The sequence below is a fragment of the Pedobacter sp. UC225_65 genome (genome assembly GCF_042698365.1).
Taxonomy (GTDB): domain Bacteria; phylum Bacteroidota; class Bacteroidia; order Sphingobacteriales; family Sphingobacteriaceae; genus Pedobacter.
Genome location: NZ_CP170550.1, coordinates 3,685,656 through 3,697,448, shown reverse-complemented (window position 1 = coordinate 3,697,448; position 11,793 = coordinate 3,685,656). Strand labels below are relative to the sequence as shown.

12 protein-coding genes are annotated in these 11,793 nt (G+C 38.3%); all 12 read right to left on the bottom strand.

Annotation, left to right across the window (positions count from 1 at the left end; all coding sequences use genetic code 11):
- Window positions 1-84: 84 nt before the first annotated feature.
- Window positions 85-1,629, bottom strand: coding sequence for an outer membrane beta-barrel protein (locus ACFJIZ_RS19520; RefSeq protein ID WP_379094137.1), 1,545 nt, complete (start codon window positions 1,627-1,629; stop codon window positions 85-87).
- Between the two features lie 140 nt (window positions 1,630-1,769).
- Window positions 1,770-2,558 (bottom strand): hypothetical protein, encoded by a 789-nt coding sequence (locus ACFJIZ_RS19515; RefSeq protein WP_379087960.1) that lies wholly within the window; start codon window positions 2,556-2,558, stop codon window positions 1,770-1,772.
- Window positions 2,558-2,884 carry a carboxypeptidase-like regulatory domain-containing protein gene (locus ACFJIZ_RS19510; RefSeq protein ID WP_379087957.1) on the bottom strand — a complete coding sequence of 109 codons (327 nt, stop codon included), beginning with the start codon at window positions 2,882-2,884 and terminating at the stop codon, window positions 2,558-2,560. The genes ACFJIZ_RS19515 and ACFJIZ_RS19510 overlap by 1 nt, the downstream gene beginning before the upstream one ends.
- A gap of 263 nt (window positions 2,885-3,147) precedes the next feature.
- Window positions 3,148-3,555 (bottom strand): VanZ family protein, encoded by a 408-nt coding sequence (locus tag ACFJIZ_RS19505; protein ID WP_379087954.1) that lies wholly within the window; start codon window positions 3,553-3,555, stop codon window positions 3,148-3,150.
- A gap of 3 nt (window positions 3,556-3,558) precedes the next feature.
- Window positions 3,559-3,939, bottom strand: coding sequence for a glycine cleavage system protein GcvH (gene gcvH, locus ACFJIZ_RS19500; protein WP_379087952.1), 381 nt, complete (start codon window positions 3,937-3,939; stop codon window positions 3,559-3,561).
- An 80-nt stretch (window positions 3,940-4,019) separates the two neighbouring features.
- Entirely contained in the window at window positions 4,020-5,573 is a 1,554-nt protein-coding gene (gene sprA / locus ACFJIZ_RS19495) for a cell surface protein SprA (protein WP_379087949.1), read from the bottom strand.
- Between the two features lie 11 nt (window positions 5,574-5,584).
- Window positions 5,585-5,773 (bottom strand): hypothetical protein, encoded by a 189-nt coding sequence (locus ACFJIZ_RS19490; protein ID WP_379087946.1) that lies wholly within the window; start codon window positions 5,771-5,773, stop codon window positions 5,585-5,587.
- Between the two features lie 143 nt (window positions 5,774-5,916).
- Window positions 5,917-6,996 (bottom strand): cell surface protein SprA, encoded by a 1,080-nt coding sequence (gene sprA, locus ACFJIZ_RS19485; protein ID WP_379087943.1) that lies wholly within the window; start codon window positions 6,994-6,996, stop codon window positions 5,917-5,919.
- 2 nt (window positions 6,997-6,998) lie between these two features.
- Window positions 6,999-7,730, bottom strand: coding sequence for a cell surface protein SprA (sprA, locus tag ACFJIZ_RS19480; RefSeq protein WP_379094134.1), 732 nt, complete (start codon window positions 7,728-7,730; stop codon window positions 6,999-7,001).
- Window positions 7,724-9,007: a cell surface protein SprA gene (gene sprA, locus ACFJIZ_RS19475; protein ID WP_379087939.1), complete on the bottom strand. Its 1,284-nt coding sequence runs from the start codon at window positions 9,005-9,007 to the stop codon at window positions 7,724-7,726. Before sprA (ACFJIZ_RS19475) ends, sprA (ACFJIZ_RS19480) begins: the two co-directional genes overlap by 7 nt.
- Complete coding sequence (gene sprA / locus ACFJIZ_RS19470) at window positions 8,946-11,138, bottom strand: cell surface protein SprA (RefSeq protein ID WP_379087936.1); 2,193 nt, start codon at window positions 11,136-11,138, stop codon at window positions 8,946-8,948. The genes sprA (ACFJIZ_RS19475) and sprA (ACFJIZ_RS19470) overlap by 62 nt, the downstream gene beginning before the upstream one ends.
- A 66-nt stretch (window positions 11,139-11,204) precedes the next feature.
- Complete coding sequence (gene ruvA / locus ACFJIZ_RS19465) at window positions 11,205-11,789, bottom strand: Holliday junction branch migration protein RuvA (protein ID WP_379087933.1); 585 nt, start codon at window positions 11,787-11,789, stop codon at window positions 11,205-11,207.
- Window positions 11,790-11,793: the final 4 nt, after the last annotated feature.

Sequence of the window (11,793 nt, the reverse complement as noted above, 5' to 3'; positions counted from 1 at the left end):
GATTTCAAACTATTTTATTAGTTATTTTTAAAATAAAAAAGGCCATCAAAATTGATGGCCTTTTCTAGCTTATGTTTTTTAGACTTACATTCTCATTCTTTGACCGCCTTGGCCTGGCATCTGCATGCCACCCATGCTTCTACCGCCAATGCTACCTAACGAATAAGTAAATGAAACCATGTAATAACGTTTCAATACGTTAAAGTTTAAGTCGGTAATGGTATTAGAACCACCACTACGTGTTACACCTGTATTTTGGTTCAACAAGTCATTTACAGATAACTTGAAAGTACCTTTGTTTTTAAAGAACTGACGGCTGATGTAAGCATTCATCAAAGTATATTCTGTATCAAAACCAGCACCCCTACCTGTAACTTTATTATAGTTCACATCTGTTTGTATACGAACATTACCTGGCAACAAATAACTGATATCAATGCTTGGCGTTAACGTGTAATATCTTGCATTGCTGTTTTGTGCAGCAGAATACGTATCACGGAACATTGTTCCTGAAATACCTGCATTCATATCCAATTTATCCAAGTTTGAAACCAATTTATAGCCATTTGTAATCGAGTAGCTTTTGGTTACATTCTCTAATGAACTAGTAAAGTTGGTACTTTTACTATAGTTACCGCTTGCGTTGATCTGTAAGGTTAATTTGTTACCCTTGATAATTGGTTGACTTAAGTTACCAAACAGGTTGGCACTAAAGTTACCATCTACGTTGGTGTAACCTTGTGCAATCTTACCATAGTTTACACTTGTAGGATCAGTGATCAAAGTACTTGTATTTGCAAATGCATTGATCTGTTGGTTAACAATAGCACCTAAAGTCATTGAGCGGAAACTTGCAAAATCAAAACTATTATAGATCACAAATAAGTTGTTGGTAAACGAAGGTTTCAAATCTGGATTACCCAACACGATTGATTGTGTATTGGTATTGTCTGGAATAGGTTGGATCTGATTGATACTTGGTTGTTGTGTACGACCATTGTATCTAATGTTCAAACGTTTATTGTTGCTAAAGTTGTATCTAAATTGTGCTTGTGGCGTAATGTTGGTAAAGTTCTGGTTAAATACATTACCATTTGTCATGTTTACATTTTTACGGTCTGTATTCTGCACTGCAGCACCAACTTGCCAATTGTATTTTTTCTCTGTTTTGTTAAAGTTAAAACCTACTGAGTTGGTCAAAGTTGTATTTTCAAACTCGTTACTGTAGAAAGGATCTTTAATATCAAACTCATTGGTTACCGGATTGTAGTTGTAAACCAAACGTTGTTGGTTATCAAAAGCATAACCATTCTGATAGTTCAACTCTAAACTCAAGGTTTTGTTCAATGGCTCGGTATATACCAATCTTGCATTGTTGCTGATCGATTTAGAGTTTTGGTCATTTAACTGATTGGTCAATTTTGGTGTAGTTACACCTCCAATAGTTGTATTGTCTAAAATATAGTTGATGTTATCCGCATCATTTTTATTGTAGCTTGTGTTTACATTTAATGATAAAGTACGACCTCTACGTTGGAATTTTTTACGGATCAACAAGTTATTGCTAATAGAAGGAGATGTTGATTTTGTATCATAACTCTGCTCTCCTTTTGTTGAGCTGCTCAGCACATCTCTTGTATATTGTGTATCACTAGTTCCATCATTTTTGGTATAAGTGATGTTTGGCTGTAACCTAAATGAAATCGTAGAATCCAGCTTTGTATCCAAAGTAAAGTTCAATCTATGGTTTAAACGATTGGTTTCACTTTCTAGGTCACTTCTATTGGTAGTAGTGGTATTACCCAATAAGTTTTGGGTAAAGCTATGTTGGTTATTGTATAATGAGGTTTTATTGAAGTTATAACTTGCGTTAAAAGTAGTTCCATTCTTATAAACATCGGCATAGTTAAAACCAGCCATATTGGTAGTTGTGATCCTTGTTGTTGACCACCGCCGCCTCCGCCGCCAAAGTTACCACCACGACCACCACCGCCGCCGCCAGTAACACCACCGCCAAAGCTTTGTTTATTTACATTGTTGAATTGACCCAACAACGACATCTGTTGATTGTTCTTGAACTTATTAACGTTGATATTCACATCATAACGGTCTTCTTTATCACTATCCTGACCGTAACCAGCTGTACTGTTACCGAAAAAGCCATTCTTTTTGTCTTGTCTTGTAGTGATATTGATAATTTTTTCACGGTTACCATCATCTACACCAGAGAATTTAGACTGGTCAGACATGTCATCGATGATTTGAATCTTATCAATCATATCAGCAGGTAGATTTCTAGTTGCCAATAAAGGGTCGTTACCCATAAAGTCTTTACCATCTACTCTTACTTTCGTAATTTTCTCACCTTGTGCAGTAATGCTACCATCTTTGGCAACATCAACACCAGGTAGTTTTTTCAATACATCTTCTACTACTGCATTTTCCTTTACCTTAAAGGCGCCTGCATTAAATTCTAAGGTATCTTTTTTAACCTTAACTGGTGGAATTTCTCCTTTAACCTCAATTTCTTTAAGGTCTAAACCAGATTCTTCCATCATCAGATCGCCAAAGTTGATCCTGGTTGTGCAGCGGTTAATTCGAAATCTTTTGTTACTGATTTCAAGCCTAAAAAGGCTAAGAATAATCTATATTTTCCTACAGGTACATCACTAACAGAGAAACTGCCTGTTTTGCCAGTAATACCACTACCTACAACGGATGAATCGCCATATAATTTTTTGATGGCTACTGATGCAAATTCTACAGCAGATTTATCCTTGCTACTTAATACTTTACCGGTTACTGTACCTTTAGTTTGGGCAGCAGCAGAATAACTTACGAATAAGAGGGCAATAAGTATCGACTTTTGTATAAAATTCTTCATTGTGTACTATTTATAATTTTGTAAAGTTACCCTATCAGACTGCAGTGAGCCTCAAAAGTTTGTTAAGAAGTGTTAAAATATGGGTAACATTTTAAATACAACTAACTTTATCGTTACAAGCTCATTTTTAAGGAGAAACATTTAAGCTGCAAAAACCATCTTAACGACCTATTAAAGATAGATATTGGCTTATTGTGTTAATGAAAAGAACCTGAAGTAAAAGCTGTTATCAATTAATGATGTTAAAATAAAGTTAATTGCAATTAAACCTTTTGTTCGTTAAAGTTTGATTTATGGAGTAATATATAGCTAAAGACTCCCATTAAGGCGCCTATCATGTCGCATCCAAAATCCCACCACTCTGCAGATCTATAGGTAAAGACTTTCCATTGCAACAACTCTATTCCTCCGCCTATAACGGCAGAAATGATAATGATTTTGAAAATGGTGAGAGAGCGAAAACGATAACTGTGCTGGTATTTGATTTTGCCATAGAACAATAAGATGGTTAGCACATAGAAAAACCCCAAATGTGCCAACTTATCAAATCCCTCGAAGAAAAAGCCTGAGCCGCCTTTACTTTCTGGCAATTGAATATTACAAAGCACTAAAATAACAAATGTCCATACGATAGACCAACGCTGGTATTTTAGTGCTTTATAGTTGTTCATTAATTAGGCGCCAACCAAAGCTTTATAATCGTCAGCACTTAATAATCCATCAAGTTCTGCTGCATCTTTGATCGTAACCTTAACCATCCATCCTTTGCCATATGGATCAGAATTTACAAGTTCTGGATTATCGTTCAAATCGCCATTGATTTCTAAAACAGTACCAGTTAACGGCATAAATAGATCAGAAACTGTTTTAACTGCTTCTACAGTACCAAAAACTTCTTCTGTAGCCACTTCTGTACCTACACTATTAATATCGATATAAACGATATCACCTAGCTCACGTTGAGCAAAATCGGTAATACCAATTGTAGCTTCGCTACCTGAAACGCTAACCCACTCGTGGTCCTTAGTGTACTTTAATTCTGATGGAAAATTCATTTTGTTTATGTTAATTTTTTAATGTCTTGTTTTTATTGCTCAACAGCAAAGGTAATTATTAAACGCATTTATAACAATTACTAATTCAGCGTAATCCGCAAACTAAAGCCAAAGTTACTAAACGAGGTATTAAATGATTGCGAGGTATAAGGCTTGGTCATATTCGAATCGTAAAATACTTTAAGGTTGAAGCGTTGGTTCAACACATAATCAACACTTGGTCTTAGTGTAATGTTTTTTTGACCGGACGAAACTTCTGCTTCTGTAACGTCAGCCCTGTAGATCACTGTTTTGCTATCCCTTACAGAAACATCCAATTTAAAGTCCATGTTGTTGTCCATTCTCAATTGACTAAACCAACCAAAAGGGAACCTGAATTTATTGGTACGGTAACCCAAACCAAATACCAAGTTGTTTTCTGATAGCTGCGCCAATTGGCTGTTTGATAAACTGAGCGCCAACAAACGGGTTTTGTTGATTTCGAAATTTGCCGTTAGGTTATTCTTAAATCTGGTGTCGATACCAATCAATGGAGCAAAACGTTCTGAGATACTTACCTGGGCAAATTGGAACTTAGGCAAAAAGTTCTGGTTTACATCTTTGCTGCTCACATATCCTCTGTTCTCCTCGTATTTCAATAAACTGTTAAAACCATTGATACTATATACAGAGTTGTACGAATGTCTGAGGCTCAATTCAGAGAATTTTTCTGCGATATATGGAATCCTGGTCAATCCACTATAGGTTATCCGCCAATTCGGGATTGGAATTTTAGGCATGCTGTTCAAACTAACAGAATTTGCGTCTTTGCCTGTGTAGGCAGCTATAAATGACGATACGATTACATCTTGTGCATCTTTGTTGTATCCATCTGCAAAACCATTGGTACTACCAGAAGAGTTTGGATTTTCTGCACCCAACCTTCTTGATATCGTTTCTCTGTTTGCCATAAACTGGTTAAACAAACTAGATACTGTACTTCCATTCTTGTCTTTAAAAGCTGTGCCCAAAGTCATAAAAGATACGCTATAATCACCTGTAGTGGTAGGACTTAGATTCCTGAAAGAACCGATGCTGTTATCGTACCTAAAGTTGGTAGAATAGTTTAAGGTTCGATTCTTGGTGGCGCTCAATGTAATCCTCAAATCTCTTAATGGCTCGATGGTACTGGTCAGCTGAAAATCTTCCCTCAGTGTATTAATATATAACTGGGTCTGTAACTCATCCCTAGTTAACCAACCATTGTTCAATGCCATCTCCCTAATGTCTCTTTGGCTACCCAATACGAAACCCAAACCAGGTGCACCCGTTACATTATCTATTCCAAAATATTTGGTGCGTGGTAAGTAACCCGGCAAGAATGTTCCTTTGGTCTGGTTAAAATTAATGTTGATGTTCCTCACACTTGTCAATAAGCCCAATAATAGATTAGAGAAATTATGTAGCGAATCCGGCTTGTTTAAACTCTTTCTCACAAAGCCCAGCTTGTTGTATAGACCAGACATGGTTAAGGTTGGGTTAACCTGGATGATCCTCGAGTTCTGGATTGTATTTCCCAAATTGATATTAGGGTCTCTTAAGGTAGATAATGGTTCTGTTTGCCAGTTAAAGTTGGTACCATAAGTGGTAGCCACCGAAACCCAATCTAAACCCGGATCTTATCTATCGGAAGTTTATAGGTTACATTTACATTATGGCTGTAATTGGTTGTACGGCCTAAGGTTTTTAGGTTTTGCCATAATGTATCTCTTTTCAGGCCTTCGATCCTACCGTCTGGCTCATCGATAATAGAGTAGTTGGTAGCATCAAAATCAAGGCTTAAAGAATTGGTCAAGTTCCATGCAATACCATAGAGTCCTCGACACTAAGAAGTTTTTGTTGAAGGTGGTATTGATCGGGATAAAGTTATTAGGATCATTGTTACGCAGGGTATTTTCTGCATAAAAACGGTCAACATCCAATCTAAAATTGATTGAACTAGGCAATAAGGTAAAATTGAAATCTTTCAATAACTTCAGCGTATTTGATTTGATCGATCTTATCAAAAGGCTGATAGTTTTTTGGCGTACCAGAATAATTATAGGCCAATGATGCCCTATAGGTATGTTGGATGCTATTCTCGTTCACAAAATCACGGTGAGAGAATTTGGTTTGCGAGTAGGATACATTAAAGTTCTCGATATCCCATAACCTTACTTTTGCATTTGGATTTGTTCTTTCCTTGCGCACATTGGTAAAGTTGATGCTGCTTCTGGTGGTGTAATCTTGCGCAAAGTTAAGGATTGAATCCCTTTGGGCTTTTGTAGCTGCATCCAATGCATTTTTTAATTCGATATCTGGTGTACGTGAGTCATATTGTGGTGTAATTACCTGTTTAGAATAACTTACGTACATTGGGATCTTCACTCCAGATTTCTGTGGTAGGAATTTACCCAGTTCCATGCTAGAGGAGATGTCAAAAAATGCATTATCGGCACGGTTCCTTTCACTTACTCTCTTTTCTAATGAACCAAAACCAATGGTCGACTTACTTCCAGAGACATTAAGGTCGGCAAAATCTGCCAATTTCGCATTCATCCTTGCGGTAGCCGCCCAACCGCCACGCTCATCAAATTCAGTTAACCTTAACTCGTTAAACCAAACCTGAGCATTTTTATCCATGCCATCATCGCCAGCAGGAGAAGCTTGGTTACGTAAAGGATTTTTAATCCCCAACATATATACCCTTACTTTACTCATATCTGGCTGTCCTTTTACGATAATGGTATTTTTGCCATCGCTATAGGTAAAGGGAACATTGATCGGCCAAGCTGCACCTCCATTGATACGGGCATTATTTCTGGCCAGTTTTGCTTTCTGGAACAACTCCAGCTGGATATCCATCTTGTTCTGGTCTGGCCAGATGGCATAAGGATCGCTCGTTCCTGGCTGGGTAACTTTTAAGGGCTGGTTGTATTCGTAATAGTTATCTTGATTGTCTGTTCCGATACGTAAAAAAGCACTTACATCGTTATCAGAAAGCTCAGACCCACCAATGGCTTCAAGGTGGATGTACATTTCTAATCGCTTGTAGAGTTAAAATCGTTGATTGCCGTTTTGAAAGCGGCCCTACCATAACCATCTTTCAGGTTTTTAATAATTACCGCCAGCGATTGCTCATTTTGACGGGTATCTCCACGATAGTTGCTAAAATCGCGCTCACGTTGGATACCTGGCGGCACTACGTACGGAATTGGAGAACGTTTACCATTCTCCTCGATATTTACAGTGGCTACTTCTATAGTAGAATTATCCGGATTGGCAGGAAGTAAAGATGGATCTGCAATTACTTGGATGCTCTCATTTTTGGCATTGTATTTACGCCACTCGCCTCTTACCAATTGAATCTTGGCAAACCTCAGTATTGCTGTATCTGCAAAGTTTGTCAAGAACATCCGCATAAAACGGATAGATTTAAAATCTTGGATACCTCCTATTTTTTGTTGGTATTGGGCCAAAGGAATACGGATCTGATACCAAGTTGCATTCTGTTTATTGCCATTGGCCAACGTTACAGACGAAACCACCTTATCGGTTACAAAGTTCTGCCCAACTACCAAATCACCTGGTCTCATCGATACCTTGTATTGGAAATATTCATCAGATTGGGTCATGTTGTTGTCTCTATTGATATCCTCACCATCAGGTAGTGAAGTAGAAGCAGAGTTCTCCAGCCCAAGCTCATCTAAAGATTGTTGTGATGTTTTAGAGTTACCTTCAGTTCCGTTGTAGTTTTGGTATCTTTTTAAGATCCGGCATTTGATTGGTCTAAGGCACCTCCTCTAAAGTAGGTGTAATCATCAGATGAAGGATCGTTTTCAAACGCCAATGCCGCATCTGGATTTAACTGGTTTTTGATCTGGGCAATTAACTGTTGAAATTTAATCCGCTCGTTTGTGTTAGATAAACCATCTAAACCCACATCTTGTGCTCTTCTGGCTGCTGGGTCATTGTCAAAAGCCTGTATAACTGGTTGTAGTTTGGCTACTCTTCCCCAGTTGGTTTCATCGTATTTGCTTGGGTCTTCATTTGCTGGCAGGCCATTCTCCAAAGATTTTCTACCATCTTTCAGGATGTCTTCAGAAATGTTCCCGATGTTAAAATAAAGGTCTCCACCTTGTGATCCAGGCTTGTACATGTAGGAGTCCATTACCCATAGCTCGATGTATTCGATGTTCTGTGCTTCAAAATCATTGATATCTATCCTTCGCATCAAACCACCCCATCTAGACTTCGGGTTATTCAGGTTACCATTTGGACTAAAACCATTAGGTGTATAATTATAGGGCCCACGAAGGAATGGATAATAAGCGATGTCTAGCGTTGGTAGCACGGTAGATTGCCCTGTACTTGTTTCTTTAAAAGGAAATACCTCTTGCTCGATCATCTCTCTTACATAATGGTTAGAAAGTGCATTCCTGTCATTTCTTAAGCTGGCCGGTAGATTTGAAGTACCACCTCTATTGTAAAATATAGGATCGATATTATAAAAAGCGACTTTTGCTCTATTGTAACCGTATTCCAAGTTGTCTACCAATTGAGATTCTGGAAACAACTGTGGTGTACCCGACAACTGCCAAGGCACAGCGCTCTTTAGATCGATAACCGAACGGGAAGCTTCAAAATCATCGAGGTAACTCGCTCCACCTTTATCGCCTCCCGAATTAATTGCACTTGGATGCCCTGGGATCAATTGTGCATATTCTCCAGAAAAGGTAAAACTAGAGGGTGCTTTTGTAGAAATAAACGGAAGTTTATCAACCAGCTTGGTCAAAAATCTGGAAGGTGAACTATAGTTTAAATCCAAACCAAAGATTGAATTGGAAATAGGTTCTTCCATATAGTTTACTTTCTGTGTCAACGGTTTCTCCGTCAAGGTCATAAAAGTACCCCCCAAGGTCAGTTTATTGCTTGCCTTGTAATCAAATCGGGCACCGAACAATGAGCGTTGCTGTAAACCAAAAAGTTCATTGTTTTCTGTGGTTATCCTGATCGGCTGACCAGAAGACAGTAAAGCGGTATTGATCATCTTTCACCCTTCCACCTTGGTAATCAACGGTAAAGTCGGCTCCTTCTTGTAAAGGAATAGTGCCCGAAAATACCTTCACTGAACCTTCGGTAACATTAATGGAATTCAGAGAAAATTCTGATGAAATTTCTGATTGATAGGTTCCTTTTACAATGTACAGGTTTTTATTGCTGAACAACTGTTGTGCTTCAACCTTTGTTGAGGTGTACAGTTCGGGATAAGTGTATTTATCTGCTAAATTTTGTTCGGCTGGAAGATCAAACTTTGCAGCCAAATCTTTACCAAATGGTTCGATCAATGGGAATATCAAGCGTCCATTTAAAGGGTCTATGGTTACATAGCCATTATTGGTATTGTTGATCAGGTTGCTCAAACCCGAACCTGATGAAGAGGAAGAGCCCGGGAAATTATTCTGTTGGTTTTGGTTGTTGTTGAAAGGTTTGTTCTCTGCCTCAAAATCGAAAACACCATCTGGTTTACGCTCTTTTTGTTGATTGAGCTGATCGAGATTGGTTAGTGAGATATATTGCTTTAAAGCAATCTTATTGCCTTCTCTAATGATCGGCATTTCTATCCCTGTTTTGTCGTCGATCCTAAAGATATCGAGTTTAAAATTTTGGTTGCTGATCTGGTATCCACCTATAGAATAGATGTTTTTCATCATCAAATTCCATGTTGGCAGATTGGTTTTGATGGTTTCGTTCTTTAACAATTTACTGTATAATACTTTCGGCGTTGCCTGATCAAAGGCAATATCAGTAGAAAACTCACCCACTTGGTATTCTACACCATTATAGGTGTAACGATAGGATACCGCCAAAACCTCATCTGCATTTAAGGGATTGTTTAAAGAGATGTAACCCAACTGTGGTTGATAGTTATATTCTCTTTCTGTTAGTTTTCTGGCATAGGTCAACTTGGCAAAATTGTCTGTACCTCCATTTGCCTGAAAGTAGTTGATCACATCGTTAGAGTTGGTTAACCTTGCATTTGGCGCCCCTGCCGCCAGCTTTGGAAATAAATCGTTTGATTGGGCTGGGAATAATGGGTTGGTAAAACCTGATGGCAAGACCGAACCGCCACCAACCAACTGTGCACTATTGTGTGGTTGGTTTTCTCCTAAGTCCAGAAATGCCAATATATCTCTCGAGTCTTGTGTATTTCCTGTTTTATTGGTAATCCAAACTTCTATTTTGGTAATCAAGATACCCGATAAAATGGTTGGCGGATTGGCTAGGGCTTTGTTATAGTTGTCTCTAAAGTACTGTGCTAAAAAATAATGCTTATTGGCTTCATAGTCACTACCACTAAAACGATATTCGTTTTGTTGGGCACCATTGTTCAGCTGTATTTCTTTCGATTGTGATTTTTGTTGTGTAAATACTGCCGCAACGTTCAGTTTGCCAAACTGTAATTGTGTTTTAACCCCAAACAAAGATTGCGTACCGTTAATCAACGTGCTGTTTAATGGTAGGCTAACATTACCCGCCTCTATTTTCTTGATGATATCGTCTGCACCACCGGTATAGTCGAGTTTGATCTGGTTCTCAAAATCAAACTGGGCTTCCGTATTGTAGTTCATATTGATCTTCATCTTGGTACCGATGTTACCAATTACATCCATCTGGATGCGCTGATTGAAATCAAAATTACTTTGTACCCTTTGGCGTTCATTAAACAAAGGATTCTCATTTTTGTTGATCCGACCCAAAAAAGTAAGCTCAGCTTCTCCCCTTGGTTGGATATCGATGGTGGTGCCACCAAAAATCTTCTCAAAAACCCTACTGTTTATTTTTACGGGCGGAATGATTCCTGTTTTTCTTACTTCTGCAATTTCAGCGTTAGATAACAGTCGCCAGTTTTCACGTTTGATCTCACTATTTACTAAGCGCAGGTACTGTTCAACTGTTAGGTATTGAGGTTGAGAAAAAAGTCGGTCGCCAATGCGTTCTGTAATGATATAACGCCTGTTGATGGCATCATAGGTTACTTCTCTTTTGATGTTATCTGGTAAATGGATATACGGGCTATTGAATGTCCTTAGTCCGAGTCGTTGTTTTTCACGGACATTGAAGGAATTCTTTACAGAATCAGTTTCCGGATTTCGTTGGTGTAACTTGAGAAAAGGCATCTCTTCCAGCAAAAACAAAAAACAAAAAAACAATTAGGGTAAGTTTTTTTCTCAATCGCAAGTTAATTATAAATTCTTCAAAGCTATTTTGATCATTTGTTCAACTGTTAAATCCTGATCACTTTTTTTAACAGCATTATCTATGGCCTTTTCCGCTACCTGTTTGCCAAAACCCAACATGATCAACGCAGATAACGCTTCGTCTCTGGTTGTGTGATGTTGAGGCATAGCAATCAAAGTATCCGGCCCTTCCTTCTTCAGCTTATCCTGTAATTCTAATATTATCCTTTGCGCTGATTTTGCCCCAATTCCCTTGATCTGTTGTATCAATGCTACATCTGCCTTTATGATCGCATTTTGTATCTCTAGAGGTGTAATGGAAGAGAGCATCATTCTACAAGTTGTTGGTCCGATACCTGATACGGATATCAAATGTAAAAATAACCTTCTTTCTCCCTCATCTGCAAATCCGTATAAAGTATGTGCATCTTCTTTTACATGTAGCCATGTATAAATCTTGCATCGTTCTTCGGTACCCAATGCCGAGTAGGTGTTCAGCGATATATTGATGTGATAACCAACACCTCCGGCCTCTACCACAACATAGGTTGGGCACTTAAATGTCAATTTACCATCAATATACGCAAACATGTAT

Excerpts from the sequence above, each read along its gene's own strand:
- sprA (WP_379087939.1), bottom strand. The coding sequence starts at position 9,007 with ATGATCAATACCGCTTTACTGTCTTCTGGTCAGCCGATCAGGATAACC.
- ACFJIZ_RS19510 (WP_379087957.1), bottom strand. The coding sequence starts at position 2,884 with ATGAAGAATTTTATACAAAAGTCGATACTTATTGCCCTCTTATTCGTA.
- ACFJIZ_RS19505 (WP_379087954.1), bottom strand. The coding sequence starts at position 3,555 with ATGAACAACTATAAAGCACTAAAATACCAGCGTTGGTCTATCGTATGG.
- sprA (WP_379087943.1), bottom strand. The coding sequence starts at position 6,996 with ATGTACATCCACCTTGAAGCCATTGGTGGGTCTGAGCTTTCTGATAAC.
- gcvH (WP_379087952.1), bottom strand. The coding sequence starts at position 3,939 with ATGAATTTTCCATCAGAATTAAAGTACACTAAGGACCACGAGTGGGTT.
- ACFJIZ_RS19515 (WP_379087960.1), bottom strand. The coding sequence starts at position 2,558 with ATGATGGAAGAATCTGGTTTAGACCTTAAAGAAATTGAGGTTAAAGGA.
- sprA (WP_379087936.1), bottom strand. The coding sequence starts at position 11,138 with ATGCCTTTTCTCAAGTTACACCAACGAAATCCGGAAACTGATTCTGTA.
- ruvA (WP_379087933.1), bottom strand. The coding sequence starts at position 11,789 with ATGTTTGCGTATATTGATGGTAAATTGACATTTAAGTGCCCAACCTAT.